The sequence below is a fragment of the Myxococcus dinghuensis genome, assembly GCF_024198235.1.
Taxonomy (GTDB): domain Bacteria; phylum Myxococcota; class Myxococcia; order Myxococcales; family Myxococcaceae; genus Myxococcus; species Myxococcus dinghuensis.
In genome coordinates this window covers 1-15,877 of record NZ_JAKCFB010000075.1, presented here as the reverse complement: position 1 = coordinate 15,877, position 15,877 = coordinate 1, and the positions used below count along the sequence as shown (strand labels likewise).

15 protein-coding genes and 1 tRNA gene are annotated in these 15,877 nt (G+C 69.4%); 6 read left to right on the top strand and 10 right to left on the bottom strand.

Annotated elements, in window-relative coordinates; all coding sequences use genetic code 11:
- Positions 1–844, bottom strand: an 844-nt coding sequence (locus LZ198_RS41695) for a response regulator (protein WP_253977751.1), incomplete at its 3' end; no start/stop codon positions are given.
- Between the two features lie 118 nt (positions 845–962).
- Positions 963–1,778, bottom strand: coding sequence for a chemotaxis protein CheW (locus LZ198_RS41690; protein ID WP_253977750.1), 816 nt, complete (start codon positions 1,776–1,778; stop codon positions 963–965).
- A gap of 52 nt (positions 1,779–1,830) precedes the next feature.
- Here LZ198_RS41690 and LZ198_RS41685 point away from each other — a divergent pair, with 52 nt between their 5' ends.
- Positions 1,831–3,207: a GGDEF domain-containing response regulator gene (locus LZ198_RS41685; protein ID WP_253977749.1), complete on the top strand. Its 1,377-nt coding sequence runs from the start codon at positions 1,831–1,833 to the stop codon at positions 3,205–3,207.
- A 3-nt stretch (positions 3,208–3,210) separates the two neighbouring features.
- On the opposite strand, the gene LZ198_RS41680 is transcribed toward LZ198_RS41685, so the two are convergent.
- Positions 3,211–3,603, bottom strand: a complete 393-nt coding sequence (locus tag LZ198_RS41680) for a demethoxyubiquinone hydroxylase family protein (protein WP_253977748.1) — start codon at positions 3,601–3,603, stop codon at positions 3,211–3,213.
- 147 nt (positions 3,604–3,750) lie between these two features.
- Between LZ198_RS41680 and sinK the strand changes: the two genes are divergently transcribed.
- Positions 3,751–5,262 (top strand): hybrid histidine protein kinase/response regulator SinK, encoded by a 1,512-nt coding sequence (sinK, locus tag LZ198_RS41675; RefSeq protein ID WP_253977752.1) that lies wholly within the window; start codon positions 3,751–3,753, stop codon positions 5,260–5,262.
- The gene (sinM, locus tag LZ198_RS41670; RefSeq protein WP_253977747.1) at positions 5,259–6,446 is read left to right on the top strand and encodes a signal integration modulator SinM; all 1,188 of its coding nucleotides are present in this window, start codon (positions 5,259–5,261) and stop codon (positions 6,444–6,446) included. The genes sinK and sinM overlap by 4 nt, the downstream gene beginning before the upstream one ends.
- 231 nt (positions 6,447–6,677) lie before the next feature.
- Here the strand turns inward: sinM and groL are convergent, their stop codons facing one another.
- Positions 6,678–8,321: a chaperonin GroEL gene (gene groL / locus LZ198_RS41665; protein WP_253977746.1), complete on the bottom strand. Its 1,644-nt coding sequence runs from the start codon at positions 8,319–8,321 to the stop codon at positions 6,678–6,680.
- A 171-nt stretch (positions 8,322–8,492) separates the two neighbouring features.
- Positions 8,493–8,849, bottom strand: a complete 357-nt coding sequence (locus tag LZ198_RS41660; protein WP_323383455.1) for a response regulator — start codon at positions 8,847–8,849, stop codon at positions 8,493–8,495.
- A gap of 91 nt (positions 8,850–8,940) precedes the next feature.
- On the opposite strand from LZ198_RS41660, the gene LZ198_RS41655 reads away from it, so the two are divergent.
- On the top strand, positions 8,941–10,014 hold the full coding sequence (locus LZ198_RS41655) for a metallopeptidase family protein (protein ID WP_253977745.1): 1,074 nt from the start codon (positions 8,941–8,943) through the stop codon (positions 10,012–10,014).
- On the opposite strand, the gene LZ198_RS41650 is transcribed toward LZ198_RS41655, so the two are convergent.
- Positions 9,968–10,972, bottom strand: a complete 1,005-nt coding sequence (locus LZ198_RS41650) for an NAD-dependent epimerase/dehydratase family protein (RefSeq protein ID WP_253977744.1) — start codon at positions 10,970–10,972, stop codon at positions 9,968–9,970. The two genes, LZ198_RS41655 and LZ198_RS41650, sit on opposite strands and share 47 nt — an antisense overlap.
- 105 nt (positions 10,973–11,077) lie before the next feature.
- Here LZ198_RS41650 and LZ198_RS41645 point away from each other — a divergent pair, with 105 nt between their 5' ends.
- Together LZ198_RS41645 and LZ198_RS41640 are read left to right on the top strand one after the other, a co-directional pair.
- Positions 11,078–11,758, top strand: a complete 681-nt coding sequence (locus tag LZ198_RS41645) for a TetR/AcrR family transcriptional regulator (RefSeq protein ID WP_253977743.1) — start codon at positions 11,078–11,080, stop codon at positions 11,756–11,758.
- Positions 11,754–11,852, top strand: a tRNA-Sec gene (locus LZ198_RS41640). The genes LZ198_RS41645 and LZ198_RS41640 overlap by 5 nt, the downstream gene beginning before the upstream one ends.
- A 140-nt stretch (positions 11,853–11,992) precedes the next feature.
- Here LZ198_RS41640 and LZ198_RS41635 read toward each other — a convergent pair.
- From LZ198_RS41635 to LZ198_RS41620, 4 genes are all read right to left on the bottom strand, one after another.
- Positions 11,993–12,706 (bottom strand): immunity 52 family protein, encoded by a 714-nt coding sequence (locus tag LZ198_RS41635; RefSeq protein WP_253977742.1) that lies wholly within the window; start codon positions 12,704–12,706, stop codon positions 11,993–11,995.
- 13 nt (positions 12,707–12,719) lie between these two features.
- Complete coding sequence (locus LZ198_RS41630; RefSeq protein WP_253977741.1) at positions 12,720–12,968, bottom strand: Tox-REase-5 domain-containing protein; 249 nt, start codon at positions 12,966–12,968, stop codon at positions 12,720–12,722.
- Between the two features lie 133 nt (positions 12,969–13,101).
- The gene (locus LZ198_RS41625; protein WP_253977740.1) at positions 13,102–14,928 is read right to left on the bottom strand and encodes a polysaccharide deacetylase family protein; all 1,827 of its coding nucleotides are present in this window, start codon (positions 14,926–14,928) and stop codon (positions 13,102–13,104) included.
- Between the two features lie 671 nt (positions 14,929–15,599).
- Positions 15,600–15,877, bottom strand: a 278-nt coding sequence (locus LZ198_RS41620) for a transposase (RefSeq protein ID WP_253977739.1), incomplete at its 5' end; no start/stop codon positions are given.

The window sequence follows — 15,877 nt, the reverse complement described above, 5'->3', positions numbered from 1 at the left end:
GTCCCGGAGCCCCCGGCGCGGGCGGCACGCCCGGACGCGGCGGCATGCCCGGCGCGGAAGCACCCGGAGGCGGCGGCACGGCGGGACGGCCCACCGCGCCCGGAGGCGGAGCGCCCGGCCCCGGAGGACGCGCGCCCGGAGGCGGCATCCCAGGCCCCGGAGGACGCGCGCCCGGAGGAACCATGCCCGGCCCCGGAGGACGCGCCCCCGGAGGAACCATGCCCGGCCCCGGCGGCATCCCAGGCCCCGGGGGACGCGCGCCCGGAGGCGGCATCCCAGGCCCCGGAGGACGCGCGCCCGGAGGCGGCACGCCAGGCCCCGGAGGACGCGCACCGGGAGGAACCATGCCCGGCCCCGGCGGCACGCCCGGACGGGCACCGGCCGGCGGAACCGGCTGGGCCGCGGGCGCGGCGGCGACGGGCGCGGCGGCCGGACGCGTGATCTGCGTGGCGATGGAGGCCGGAGGCGTGTTGCTCTTCTGCCCCACCAGCGCCTTCACCTTGTCGAGCAGCACCTGGCTCTCGAACGGCTTGGTGATGTGGTCGTCCGCGCGGGCCGCGCGAGCGCGGTTCTCGTCGAACGCCTCGAAGGTGCCGGCCAACAGCACCACCGGGATGCCCTGCGTGGCGGGGTCGCTCTTGAGGGCCTCGCAGACCTCGTAGCCGCTCTTGCCAGGCATCATCACGTCCGCGAGGACGACGTCCGGACGCAGCTCGCGGCAGCGCGCGATGGCGTCCAGTCCGTTGTCCACCGCGGTCACCTGGAAGTCCTCGGTCGCGAAAATCATGCCGATCACCTTGCGGATGGTGAGCGAGTCATCGGCGACCAGCAGATTCTTGGGCATCGGTTCAGGCCTCGGGGGCGTCGGCACCCCCCTGAATTCGTTGAGGAATCTGGCCGCGAACACCTGCTTCGCGGCACGGTATCAAGCCCGGCAGCTTACGGTTCGCGCTCCAGGACGATCAAGAAAACATGCGCTGTAGGTCGAGGAACAGCACGGGCTCGGCCAACCCGGGCACGCGGAAGGTGCCCGCCGTCTCGTCCGGCTCGAAGCGCTGCAGCATGCCGAGCACCCGCGTGGCCGTCAGCCCCACGTTCCGCCCGGCCAGCTCCGTGAGGAGGAAGAAGGGCTCGGGCTGGGGCGGCGCCCCCAGCAATGCCGGAACCGAACAGATGGGCCACAGGACCTGGGCATGCGGAAAGATACCGGCCACCGGCCCGCTCTGCACGGGCAGGACGCTGAAGGCGTCCCCCCGCGCCACCACCTGGGAGACGAAGGCCAGCGGGACACCGAACAGCCGCCCCTGTGACTCGAAGACGAGCGCGCGATCCGGCACGGACTCGGCCCAGTGCACGGGGCGCGGCGGAGCAGGCGCCGCCCGGGGGCCCACCCGGTGGGGTAGCGCCTCCGCGATGAGCTCCAGATACAACCGCTCCTTGTGCAGCACCGCCCCGCGCGACAGCGGAGCCAGTGAGTCCGCCAGGCCGGGAGGGAGCAGGAAGAACGGCGCGCGCGCCACGTCCGCCACCTCCACCACCGAGCGGACACGCACCGCGAGCGTGGGGCTCACGTCGAGCACCACCACCATGCCCACGCCTTCCTCGGGCGGACCTCCCAGCAGGGCGGAGAGGTCCTTCACCTCGAGTACACCGCGCAGGTTGCTGCCATGCGCGCCAGGCATCGCCACTTCCATGACGGACGTGGCTTCCACGGCATAGTGGGTCTCCCCGGCTTCGATGAGCAAGCAGAGTCGGCGACCACTTTCGAAGGGCGACACGGAGGGGACCCTAGCAGCGTTCGGCCCATGGGTGTGCTAAGCCGTGCGGGAGATGGCGCGCATCCTCCTCGTCGACGACGAAAAGATCGCCCGCACCCTCTACGGCGACTACCTCACCGCGGTGGGGCACACCGTCACGGCGGTGGCCACGCTGCAGGACGCGCGGCAGGCGCTCGCCATGGACCGCTTCGACGCGGTGGTGACGGACCTCATCCTCCCTGGCGGCGACGGCATGGAGGTGCTGCGGTCCGTGCGGGAGCATCATCCCGGCGTGGAGGTGGTGGTCATCACCGCGCTGGACAAGGTGGACCCCGCGGTGCGCGCCATCAAGAGCGGCGCTGCCGAATACCTCGTCAAGCCCGTGGCGCCGGAGGCCCTGCAGCACGCGGTGCGACGCGCGCTCACCACGCGCGACCTGATGCAGGAGAACGCCTCGCTGCGCCGCCACGTCGCGCTGCTGGAGGCCGGGCAGCGGCTGGCCACCACGCTGGACCGCGAGAAGCTGGCCACCGCCACCACCGGCGCGCTGGAGTCCATGGCCGCCGCCAGCGCCGTGGTGCTCCTGGAGCGCGACGCGAACCTGGGGCTGCGCGCGCAGGGCACCCGAGGATTGCCGCAGGGCATGGAGGACGCGCTCGTGAGCTGGCTGCGCGACCAGCTCCAGGAGGCGCGCGCGCCGCGCGAGCTGGAGGTGCTCGACGCGCCGTTCGACCGGGTCCTCTCCTTCCCCGCCGTGGAGGGCGAGTCGGTGCTCGGCCACGCGGTGCTCTGCTACAAGGGCCCGGGCACCGAGTGGGCCACGGAGGCCGCCAGCTACCTGGTGCGCAACTGGACGCTCGCCCTGCGCAACCTGGATCGCTTCGCCGCGGTCGAGGACCTGGCGTACGTCGACGACCTCACCCGCCTGTTCAACACGCGCTACCTCCACCTGGTCCTGGACCGCGAGGTGCGCGACGCGCTGCAGACGCAGCGGCCCTTCAGCCTGCTGTTCCTGGACCTGGACCACTTCAAGTCCATCAACGACACGCACGGCCACCTGGTGGGCAGCAAGGTGCTGGTGGAGACGGCGCGCGTGGTGAAGGGCTGCGTGAGGGATCACGACGTCGTCGCGCGGTACGGTGGCGACGAGTACGTGGTGATGCTGCGCGGCACGGACTCGGGCGGCGCCCTCAAGGTGGCCGAGCGCATCCGCCGCACCATGGAGACCCATCAGTTCCTGGCGCGCGAAGGCCTGTCGCTCAAGCTCTCCACGTGTATCGGCGTGGCCAGCTTCCCCGAACACGCCCGGGACAAGGCCACCCTGCTGGACCTGTCCGACCGGGCCATGTACCGCGGCAAGCGCGGCACCCGGAACGTGGTCTACATGGCCGCGCAGGACCTGGAGGCCCCCCCGGCGGCTCGTCGCCAGGGCGGCTCGGGCGCGGCGTAGTCGCTACGGCCGCAGGCTGCCCACGGTGAGCCGCTTGGCGGCCCCCACCTCCGGCTCGGCGGCGGAGGCGCCCTCCTTGCCCACCGCCTCCACGGACTCGTGCGGGGCGCCGGAGATGATGAGCTTGAACTTCTCCACCGCCTCCTGGGCGTGCTGGGCCTGCTCCGGGTCCAACCGGGCGATGAGCTGCCAGAACAGCGCGGCGTGCTCGCGCTCCTCGTCCATGACGTGACGGAGGACGGCCTTGGCCTCCTCGTTGTCGGTGGCGTCGATGTGCGCGGCGTAGAGGTTGATGGCGTCCAGTTCGGCCTCGATGTTGAGCCGGATGGAGCGGGCCAGCTCCGTGTCGGTCATCTTCCGGGGCACCAAGGAGTGGAACGGGTCGGTCTGCGGCATGAAGGCCCTCCCGAGGCCGGGCGGCGGCGTCCAGCGGCCTGGACGGCGCGAAGCTCGCGGGCAGCATCCGCGCGCCGGAGGCCTGGGTCAACGGATTCCCTCCAGGTGCGTTGCGCGCAAGCGGCCGCCTCCGCCATGCTCCGACACATGGAGATTCCGGCGCCGCTCGCTCAACTGCTCCAGGCCCTGGATGCCGGGGACCTCCCAGCCGCGCGCGCCGCGGCGGCGGCCCTGCAGCGCTCCGGGGCGCACTCGGTCCAGCTCGCCGCCGAGGTCCTCCACGAGTTGCGCCAGCCGCTGCTGGGCGTGAAGGCCTACGCGCAGTTGCTCGCCGAGGACGGCGGCCCCACGGGCCCCCTGCGCCTGCTGCTCGCGCAGGTGGAGCGCATGGAGCAGATCGTCTCCGACTACATCCGCCTGGCCAGCGAGCGGCCCGCGCCCCAGCAGCGTCTGTCGCTCGCGGCCCCCATCTGGGCGGCGGCGAAGCTCTTCAGCGTCAACCCCGACTCGGCCCGCATCTCGCTGGAGGTGGAGGCGCCCGAGGACATCACCGTCCAGGGCAACGCGCGGCTCATCGAGCAGCTCACCCTCAACCTGCTCAACAACGCTCGCGACGCCATGGCCGGGCGTGGCCGGGTGAAGGTGGTGCTCACGCGCGACGGCGCGCATCCGGTGCTCTACGTCGCGGACTGGGGGCCGGGCATCCCCGAAGAGCTGCGCGAGCGCATCTTCGAACCCTACGTCACCGCCAGCAAACGCGGCACCGGGCTGGGGCTCGCGGTGTGCCGGCGCATCGCGCAGGAGCACCACGCGCAGATTGGCCTCGCGCCGCCGGGCACGCTGCGCGACGTGCCGCCGCCCGCCACCGTGTTCCGCGTGCTCTTCCCGCCCACGGACGCCGCCCCGCCCCGCCGCCCCCGCCTGCTGGTGGTGGACGACGAGACCATCATCCGGATGGTGTTCCGCGACCTGATGGGCAAGGAGTGCGAGGTCATCGAGGCGGCCAGCGGCGAGGAGGCATTGGACCTGCTGCGCGAGGCGCCCGTGGACCTCATCGTCACGGACAAGAACCTGCCGGGCCTGTCCGGGCTGGAGCTGGCGCAGCAGGCGCGGCGGCTCTACTCCACGTCGCGTGTCATCCTCATGACGGGCTACCCGTCGCTGGTGACGACGCAGCAGGCGCTCGAGCTGGGTGTGGTGGACTACCTGCTCAAGCCCTTCGACGACATCCGCGAGGTGCGGGCGCTCCTGCGCGCGACGCTGGCCGCTCCAGCGGCCGCGGTCAACGTGGTCCCCACGGCCCGGCGCGTGGACGTGCTGGAGGACAACCCGGCGACCGCGGCGCAGATCGCCGAGGCGCTCGAGTTGATCGGCCTCGAGGCCCGCATCCTCCCCACCTCGGAGCTCATCGCGCTGGAGTCGCCCGCGGGCGTGGTGGTGAGCTGGGACTTCGCGCCGGCCTACGGGCGCAAGGCGCTCGAGTTGGGCAAGGCGCTCGCCCAGGGCGCGCCCTTCGTGGTGCTGGCCGAGCACCTCACCATGGAGACCGCGCTGGAGTCCTTGCGCGCGGGCGCGGCCGCGTGCCTGCCCAAGCTCCTGTCCGACACCACGGCGCTCAGCCGCGAGTTGAGTCGCGCATTCAAGAAAGGCGTCCCATGAGGCTCGCGCTCCTGTCCCTCCTGCTCCTCGTGGTGGCGTGCTCGTCCGACAAGCCCTCCGAGCAGGGAGGACCGGATGCGAGCGGCCCCGTGGATGGCGGCACGTCCGGTGACGGTGGCGAGACGCCGGACGCCGGTGGCGACGATGGAGGCACGTCCGGCGACGGAGGGAGCGCCGACGGGGGCACCTCCGAGGAGGACGGCGGCAGCACGGGCGAGGAGGACGCGGGCAACTGCGAGGAGCCCGCGCCGCAGCGCGAGACGGTGCTGGTGCCCGGCTTGAACAACCCGCGGAGACTGGCGGCCGACACGACCGACCTCTTCATCTCCGAGTCGCACTCGCTGCGCCCCCTGCCGGACGACGGCGAGGGACAGGTGCTCCGCTTGTCGCGACAGGGGGGCGAGGTGGCGGTCCTGGCCAAGGGCTTCCGCTCACCGGACGCCATCGCGGTGGACGCGAAGAACGTCTACGTGCTCGACCAGGGAGGCCTGTGGCGGGTGGACAGGTCCACGGGTGAGCGTGGCGCCATCCCCATCGAGGCGTCGGTGAACAACGTCATCGCGGGCGGCACGGACGTGCGGGCCGCGAAGCTGTCGGGGCGGGATGTCGTGGTGGTGGCCACCGGCGCGCAGCGGCTCGTGCGCGTCGACACGGTCGGCGCCACGCCGTCGTCGCTCATTCTCTTCGAGGGGCCCAAGAACGCTCAGGTGCGAGGCGCGCGGGTGGACGGCGAGACGGTCTGGTTCCTGGTGAGTGGCGGGAGCGAGCCAGGCCTCTACCGCGTCGGGCTCGACGGCAATTCGTCCGCCGAGCGAATCTTCCCGGGCATCACCACCGGGACGTCGCTGGAGCTGACCGGCACGCACTTCCTCGTCACCGAGGGCGGCGGCGGCACCGGCAAGGTGTGGAAGCTGCCTCGGGCCGGAGGCGACGCCCAATTGCTCGCGGAAGGACTGCAGGGGCCGCTGTTCCCAGTGCAGTTCCATGGGGCCGTGTACTTCAAGGAGGCCATCGCCCGGAGTCCGGGATTCCTCCAGCGCATCCGCGGCGGCTGCACCACGAGCACCCTCGACGACGTGGGCCCGCAAGGCACCGGCCCCGGGGGACTCCTCGTGGACGGCGACACCCTGCTCTACACCTCGCAGGAGAGCGGCACGGGCGGCGCCGTGGGTCGCATTCCGTAGCCCCCGCCCTCGCGTGTCGCTCACGTCGCCACGCGGGGCAGCGAGCGCCGGACGCCGAGGCCTCTCCGCCCCCGTCGTGGCCCCCCCGCGCACAAGCGCCGCTCGGGGACTGTGAGGCCTGGACCGGAAAAGACGACGGCCCCGAAGCCTCGCGAGGAGGCGTCGGGGCCGTGTCCACCCACCACGTCCCGAGCAAGGCCCGGGACGCGTGAGCGAGCCGCGGGGAGCGGCTCAGTACTCCATGTCGTCGCCGCCGTAGTCCGGCATGCCGGCGCCGCCAGCGCCCGCCTTGGTCTTGCCCTTCGGGCGCTCTGCGACCATGGCCTCGGTGGTCAGCAGCAGCGACGCGACGGAGGCCGCGTTCTGCAGCGCGGTGCGCTCGACCTTGGTCGGGTCGATGACGCCGGCCTTCTCCAGGTCCTCGTACACGTCCGTGCGGGCGTTGTAGCCGTACGCGCCCTTGCCCTCGCGGACCTTGTTGATGACGACCGCGCCCTCGACGCCCGCGTTGGAGGCGATCTTGCGCAGCGGCTCCTGGACGGCGCGGCGGATGATCTCCACGCCGAAGTCCTGCTCACCCCCCAGCTTCAGCTTCGCCAGCGCGTCCAGCGCGCGCAGGTAGGCCACGCCGCCGCCCGGGACGATGCCCTCCTCGACGGCCGCGCGGGTCGCGTGCAGCGCGTCCTCGACGCGGGCCTTCTTCTCCTTCATCTCCGTCTCGGTGGCCGCGCCGACGTTGATGACCGCCACGCCGCCCACCAGCTTCGCCAGACGCTCCTGGAGCTTCTCGCGGTCGTAGTCGCTGGTGACCGTCTCGATCTGCGTGCGGATCAGCTTGATGCGACCGTCGATCTCCTCCTTCTTGCCGTTGCCATCGACGATGGTGGTGTTGTCCTTGTCCACCGTGATGCGCTTGGCGCGGCCCAGGTCGTTGAGCGTGAGGTTCTCGTACTTGTGGCCCAGGTCCTCGCTGACCACCTGGCCGCCCGTCAGCGTGGCGATGTCCTTGAGCATCTCCTTGCGACGGTCGCCGAAGCCCGGCGCCTTCACCGCCGCCACGTTCAGCACGCCGCGGATCTTGTTCACCACCAGGGTGGCCAGCGCCTCGCCCTCGATGTCGTCGGCGATGATGAGCAGCGGCTTACCCGAGCGGGCGACCTGCTCCAGGATGGGGATCATGTCCTGCATCGACGAGATCTTCTTCTCGCTGATGAGGATGAACGGGTCATCGACGATGACCTCCATGCGCTCGCGGTTCGTCACGAAGTACGGAGAGACGTAGCCGCGGTCGAACTGCATGCCCTCCACCACGTCGAGCGTCGTCTCGAGGCCCTTCGCCTCCTCGACGGTGATGACGCCCTCCTTGCCCACCTTCTCCATCGCGTCCGCGATGATGGTGCCGATGGTCTCGTCACCGTTGGCGGAGATGGTGCCGACCTGGGCGATGGCCTTCTTGTCGGACGTCGGCTTGGAGAGCTTCTTCAGCTCCTCCACGACGACCTCGACCGCCTTGTCGATGCCGCGCTTGAGGTCCATGGGGCTGTGGCCGGCGGCCACCAGCTTCAGGCCCTCCTCGTAGATGGCGCGCGCCAGCACCGTCGCCGTCGTGGTGCCGTCACCCGCCTTGTCGGAGGTCTTCGACGCGACCTCCTTCACCATCTGCGCGCCCATGTTCTCGAACTTGTTCTCGAGGTCGATCTCCTTGGCGACGGTGACGCCGTCCTTGGTGATCGTGGGCGAACCAAAGCTCTTCTCGATGACCACGTTGCGGCCCTTGGGACCGAGCGTCACCGCGACCGCGTCCGACAGCGTACGGACACCCCGCAGGATGGCCTCGCGCGCGGACTGATGGAAGAAGATCTCCTTCGCTGCCATCGTAACCTCCTGATGTTGCTGGGAATTTTAGTGGGTACAACGCAGGCCGTTAGCACTCGGCCATGGCGAGCGCCAACATAAGGGCCGGGGCGATGATGTCAACCAGGAAGGGCGGACCTGTGGGCGAGCGGACGCCTGCGGGCCCCCTGGAAGCGGCCCGGGGAGGACCGCCTACTCCGCGAAGCGCACCAGGGTGAGGAGCTGGCCCATGTCCAGGGGCTTGTAGAGCGTCAGCGCCACGCCCTTGCGCAGGCCCTTGTCGGTGACGTTCCCGTCGGTGCTCGCGGTCATCAGGAGCACGGGGACGGCCTGGAAGCGCGGGTCGGCCTTCAGCATCTCCGTGAAGGAGATGCCGTCCAGGTGGGGCATGATGTAGTCCGTGATGACCATGCCCACCTGGTTGCGCTCGAGGATGTCGAGTGCCTGGAGGGCGTCCGCCGCCGAGTAGACCGTGTAGCCATGCATCTCCAGGAAGCGAGAGAGCATGGTGCACAGCTCGAGGTCATCGTCGACGACAAGGATGTTCACGGGACGGAGGGCCGCGCCAGTACGGGTCGCGGAACGTAACAGCCGTCCCCGTCGTTGACAACGCACAGCGGGGCTTCTTATGAGCCGGGCCATGGAGAAGCGGACGGCGAAGCGACCCGGGACGGGGGACCCGAAGGCGCGATTGGAGGCGATCTCGGACGCCTTCGAGGCGGGCGACTTCGAGGCGGCGCTGGCGAGGGCGGAGGGTCTGCTTTCGGACGCCCCCGAGCTGCCGGAGGCCCTCCACTTCCGGGCGGCGGCCCTGACGGAGCTGGGGCGGCTGGAGGAGGCCGGACAGGCCTATGGCCAGGCCCTGAGGGTCGCCCCGGAGGACCTGGAGCTCCTCCTGGGGGCGGCGGACATCCTGTTGTGCCGGACCGAGGATGACCGGGAGGCGGTGGAGGAAGGCCTGGGGTTCTGTGCCCGCGGCAAGCGCCTGGCCCAGCGCGACGACGACGTGGAGATGCTCTACGAGTTCCTCCTCCTGGAGGGGATGGGACTCAACCAGGTGGGCGAGTGCGCGCGGGCGCTGGCGAGCCTGGACGGGGCGCTCTCACACATGCCTCGCTCGGTGGACGCGCGGCTGGAGCGGGGCATCGCCCTGTTCGAGCTGTGCCGCTTCGAGGAGGCGCAGGTGGCGTTCGACGCGCTCCTGAAGGACTCCCCCGACGTCGCGTGGGGGCACCACTACCTGGGACTGCTCGCCGAGCGGCGCGGAGACCTGGCGGAGGCGAAGCGACGCTTCATGCGGGCGCAGCACCTGGCCCCGGACGAATTCCCGCCCCCGGCGGAGCTGGCGGAGGCGGAGTTCGACCGCGCCGTCGAGGACGCGGTGAAGGCCCTGCCCCAGCACGCCAAGCAGTACCTGGACAACGTCACCATCGCCGTCGAGGACATCCCCTCCGACGAGGACCTGCTCGGGCAGGAGCCACCGCTGTCCCCGAGCATCCTCGGGGTGTTCCGGGGGCTGGCCGTGGGCGAGCGCAGCGTGATGGACACGTACGTCGACTTCCCGGCGTCCATCGTGCTGTACCAGAAGAACCTGGAGCGCTTCGCGCGAACCCGCGAGGAGCTCATCGAGCAGATCGGCATCACGGTGATGCACGAGGTCGGTCACCTCATGGGGCTGGATGAGGACGACCTGTGGCAGCGGGGGCTCGACTGAGCGACGTGGCGCGCTGCTGGCGCAAGGCGGCGAGCGTCTGGCGGATACCCTCCGTGTAGGGTGTCTTGCGGACGTCGCCGAGCAGGCCGCGCAGGTCCGAGTCGTCCAGGAGCACGGGGGTCTCCAGCAGGTAGCGCATCTCGACCAGCTCGCGCATGAACGGGTCGAAGAGGCCGGCCAGGCGCACCATCCCCTGCCCCATCGTCATCACCTTCGTCGGGTGGCCGGCCTGCCGGTAGATTTCGTCCACGAGCGCGCGCTGGCTGGAGACGCCGGCGCCGGCGAGGTTCCAGGAGCGGCCGTAGGCGCGAGGCGCGTCCATGAGGGTGGTGACGACGGGGCCCACGTCGGGCACGTAGACGAACTCGTGCGGCGGGTCGATGGGGCCAATGAGCGCGGCGCGCTTGCCGTCGAGGGCGGCGAGGAAGGCGCGGTGCAGGAAGCTGCGCTCGACGCCGGGGCCGTAGAAGTCGGGCAGGCGGAGGATGGTGCCCTGGATGCGGCCGGCGGCGTGCTCGGCAAGGAGCAGGTCCTCCTGGGCCTTGCGCATGCGGCCCTTGAAGCTGTTGGGTTCGCGGGGGTGGTCCTCCTTCACGGACGGGGCGCGCGGCAGACCGAACGGGTAGACGGTGCCGATGAGCAGCACGCGCGGGACGCCCTCGGCGATGGCGCCATCCAGCGTCTTGCGCATCAGCTCCGGGTGGAGGCGGAACTGCCAGTAGTTCACGCCCACCATGTAGACGAGCGTATCCACGCCCTTCGCGGACTCGCGCACGGAAGCCGGGTCGTCCGGGTTCCAGGTGGCCACCTCGGCCAGCGGGTCCGAGCCGAACTCCGCCTCCAGCGAGCGCCTCGAGCGCCCCACCACCCGGTAGGGCCGCCCCTGCGCCCGCAGGGCCTGCGCCACGCTCTGCCCGATGACGCCCGACGCTCCGAACAATGCCACCTTGCCTGCCATGACGTACTCCCGCGCGTGAACGATGGGATTTTGATGAACACCGTTCAGTGAACGCCGTTCATTTATGGGTGGCCGTTCAGGACGTCAAGTCCTACGGTGTCGGGCATGGGGATTTCGGAACGCAAGGAGCGGCAGCGGGCGGAGCTGCGGGAGCAGATCCTCCGGGTGGCGCGGGAGATGGTGGTGAAGGAGGGCTTCGGGGCGCTGTCGATGCGCAAGCTGGCGGAGGCGGTGGAGTACGCGCCCGCGACGCTGTACCTGCACTTCGAGAACCGGGATGCGATTGCTCGCGAGCTGTGCGTGCGGGGCTTCGGCGAGTTCCTGGCGGCGCTGGAGCCGGCGGCGGCGGTGAAGGAGCCGCTGGAGCGTCTGGAGCGGATGGCCGAGGCCTATGTGCGCTTCGGGCAGGAGCACCCGGAAACGTACCGACTGATCTTCCTGGAGGACGCCAGGCTGTCGACCGAGCTCTTCCGCGACGCCCCGGACGGCGCGGGGCCTCGCTCGTTCGCCCTGCTCGCGGCGGTGTTCGAGGATTTGAAGACGGCTGGGCGGCTGGCGGAGGACGCGCAGCCCGCCCGACTCGCCGAGGTGGCGTGGGCGGGGCTGCACGGCATCGTGAGCCTGAAGCTCACGTGCGCCGCGTTCCAGGAGACGACCGCGGACGCGCTGCGGGCGTCGCTGGTGGAGACGCTCGTGTATGGGTTGCCAGGGTTGAAGACCGCGAAGGCGTCGCGGGGGAAGGCGTTGACGCGCCCCGAGCCGGCCGGCACTAATCGCGAGCGGTAGAGCCTCCGGACCTGGTGGCTGGCCCGGTCTTCAAAACCGGTGAGGGGCGCCGAGAGGCGTCCCTGGCGAGTTCGATTCTCGTGCTCTACCGCCAATACTTCCGAGGGGTTGCGTCCCACCGCTGCCCCGATGACAGCGCCGGTCCCGTCCAGATGCGTCCAGCGGAGTCTACCGGATGTCGTTAGCCGGTCGTTGACTGGAAGAGGTCCGGCGCTGCCATCCGCGGGACGAAAGTCAGCTGGGGCGCAAGAGTCCCGCTCGGTCCAGCAGCTCCCGCACCCGCTCAGCCAGCGCCACATGCTCCGGGTTGCTGGCCGTGAAGCGTTCCGGGGTGAGAACAATCAGCGTGCCCTTGTCCTCCACGGGCTCAATACGCACTGGCGCAGGGAGGGGCGGCACCGTGCCTCGATGACGCGCGAGGTACGTGACCCATCCAACATACGGAGTTCCCTTGGGACGCCGTGCCTTCAGCGAATCTCGATGCTCCTCCGAGATGGCAACCCCCCAATCCGGTTCCCACGCGATAGCGGTGGCGCTCAGCGTTGCCGCCAACACAGGTGCAGCCACGATGCGCTCTGCATGAGGCCCTCGCTTCGGAAGCCCGAACACACAGAGATTGCTCACGGCATCGGTGTAGCCACCGCAAAGGATATCGAAGTCAACCGCGTCCCGATCTTCATCTGCGCCATTCCAGCCTCGAATGCGAAACCCGAGGTCCGCGAACACCCGATCTTGGCCTCGAAGAACGAGCTTCTCCAGGTCACTTCGATTCGGAGCCAACGGTCGCTTCAGCGCATCTTTGCGTGACTTCCCAAGCTGGAACCACCGCGCGAATGCCTGATCCGCGTCAGGTAGCCCTAGGAGAAACTTCTCCAATCGCTCGGCGCACATCTCCGCAGATTCCTGCCGGGCTCCCCAGTAAGCCCCCGCGTAGAAGGTTTCATCCATGGTTGCCGTCTCCTCACATCACCGGGGGCGTGAACACCACCTCAATGCTGGCTGTATCCTCGTATCGGTCAAGCAGCTTGCGAATCGCATTTGCCGCAGCCTCTTCTGCGACGTGCCACCGGATCGGAGTGTTTGTGGCGCGAACAGCGCGAAGCTGGCGTTGGGCCTGCTCAACAAGGGACTTCGCTCCCGAGTTCTTGAACCAGGATTTCGGGTCCGGCCCCTTGAAGAACTTGTGACCTGCCTGGATCCTTCGGACCACTGATTACGAGAGAGGTGCCGGCCGGGATGGGTTGGGTACCACTGAGGCTACAGCCGGCATCCGAACCCGAGCGGATGTGCGCGGGTTGGCAGCCTTCCGGTGACCATCTCGCGCCTGGCGATTGGCGTGATGCTCAGGGCGCGCGGGCGCAGGCAATCCCGTAGGCGCCCCGCCCGCAGACGTCCGCGTGGCCATCGTTGTTGATGTCGGCCAGCATGACGGTGCTGCCGTACTTGTCCAGCCCCCACCCATTGGCGTCGATGAAGTCGGAATTGTAGACGTGCCGGGTGCGGTCGAAGATCGCTCCATCGGAGAACGCGCAGACGATGCCGGTGGCGTTCCGGCCGCAGGCATCCGCCCGGCCGTCGCCGTCCACGTCGGCGAGCTGGATGGACCGGTACCGCGCGCGGCTCGTGTGCCAGCCCTCGACGTCCGCGAAGGCCGGCCAGCTCCAGTTGGTGCCGTTGACGAAGGCCGTCCCATTCGAGACGAGACAGCGCAGACCGTTGACCCCGCGCCCGCACACATCCGCCTTTCCATCCGCGTTGAGGTCGGCGAAGCGGAGGGTCGAGCCGTATCGGGCGGGCGCCCACCCCATGTCATCCCGGAAGTCGCTCGCCCACGTCTGGAGAGCGCCGAACGCGGAGCCGTTGAAGAGGGCGCAGACGATGCCATCGGGCGCGCGGCCGCAGGCGTCCAGGTCACCATCCGCGTCGATGTCTGCCAGGTGGATGGATCCATAGCGGCTCTCTTCGGCGTTCCAGCCATTGGCGTCTGAGAACATGCCAGCCCACCAGGTGAGCTGAGCGGCAAAGCCATTTTGCCCGTTCGACTTGTAGCAGTAGAGGCCATCCACGCCGCGGGCACACAGGTCGGCGTTCCCGTCGTGGTCGACATCGCCGAGTTGCAGGGTCGTGCTGTACTCCGGCGGCAGCCAGCCCAGGTTGTCCGAGAGGCCGGCGTGCCAGAGAGTGGCGGCGCTGAACGTGCCACTCTGGGATAGGGCGCACCGGACGCCGTCGGGTCCCCGCGCGCACACGTCCGTGTGGCCGTCGCCGTTGATGTCCCCGGCCCGCACGGTGCCGTAGTAGCCGAAGAGGGAGGGCCAGGCGGTGTTGTCGCTGAACTCGGTGGTGACCACAACGGGCGTGGCAAAGCTGAACTGCCCCCGGATGCCGGCGAGCGCATCCAGGGGGACGTAGGTGACCCCGGGCAGGAGCGCGCTGGGGCAACCGACGGAGGGATCGCTGACTCCCTCCACCAGGCACTTCGTCAGCTTGAGGGTGTAGTCACTTCCTGGGGCCACGTTCCGGTCATGGAGCTGGATGATGCCGTTGCGGCCTGGGGGCAAGACGGTGACGATGTCCTGGGCGCACTGGCCGGGAGTCTTACTGGTCGGGCAGTCCCAGTCCGCGGAGCTCGAGTCGTAGCCGAACGTCCCCTCCAGCTTGCTGAGATAGGGATCCGCGTTGATGGTCTCCGCGACGCTTGCGTTCCAGCAGTTGCTAGGCGCGCGGACCAGGAAGTACCCGTCCCGGATGTGGGGGTCGATGAGCTGCTGCGTGGCACCCAGCTGCTGGCGCCTGCGCGCCGGAGCGTCGGCCGTCAGCAGCGTGTGGTTCTCCGTGTGGTTGCCGATGCGGTGTCCCTTCGCCGCCATCTCCCTCAGCCAGCTCTCCGGGTACTGCGTGGTATCCGAAGGGGAACAGACCGGGTGGCCCTGGATGCGGCACCCGTTGATGAAGAATGTAGCCCGGATGCCCTTCTGGTTCAGGTAGCTCGCCAGCTCCAGCGTGTAGGCGTCCGGCCCGTCGTCATAGGTCAGGGAAATGGTGTTCGCGGGGAACGGAATACTCTGAGGTGGGAGTCCGTACTCGCTCACGGTGTCCGTCTGACAGTACTGCGCGGTGGGCATCTCTTGTGGGAGGAACGTCCTGCTCGTGGCGACGAGCGTCTTCACGGAGGCTAGATTCCGCCGCTGCGATGTCAGGGGCGGCTCTTCTACCCGGGCGGTGGGATTGCAAGCCATGATGCCCGTGATCAGCAGTGCGTATTTCTTCATCGCGCTTCTCCAGAGGAATGTCTTGCTCAGTGTGTCGAGCCGTTCGGCAAGCGTAATATGTGTAAATCCACCAGGGTTGTAGAAAATGGCGCCCCTTGCGAGGGTACCAGCGTCTCCCGTTTCGAGGACCGACACCCTCGGGCTACCGCTCCAGCTCCCCTCGCATCTTCACGGTGCCGACGAGCACGGGGATGGGCCTCGTCCAGGTGAACGTGGACGGAGGGCTCCAGGTCTTCAACGTGCCGGCGGGGTCCCAGTGGGTGGGACTCGACACGGTGCGCTTCCGGGCGGAGCTGTAGAGCGGGAGGTCTGCAAGGCGCCCTGCGCTTGGGGGAGTTTGGTAGGGTGGGAAAAGGAGGATGTACCGGATTGGCCCTTTTGACCCCAAGCCTACACCTTGCTCTCGTGCTGAACCTGCTCCTGGCCGTGGACGTGGGAGCACAAACACCTTCGGACCCCAACGAGCGCCGAATCGTCCTCTCGGAGTACACCGCAGAGGCTCCGGTCAAATCCCGAATCGTGTGTAGTTGGTTCGGAGGGGTACGGGGAAGGAATGCTCCTTGGAGGGGTCAAGCAGCGGCAGTGTCTGGGGTTGAGTTGAGCAGGGACATGTCGAGGTAGCGGCGGTCCTCCCAGACGCCGGTGACTTCGAGGGCGACGGCGGTGATGAGGCGCAGGGCGCTGGCCCGGTCCGGGAAGGCGCCCACGGAGCGGATGCGACGCTTCACCTCGCCGTGCAGACGCTCCAGGCCGTTGGTGCTGCGCAGGCGCTTCCAGTGGGCCTTGGGGAAGGAGAAGAAGCAGGTGGCGGCGGCGAAGCCTTCGCTCAGGCACTCCATGGCCTCGG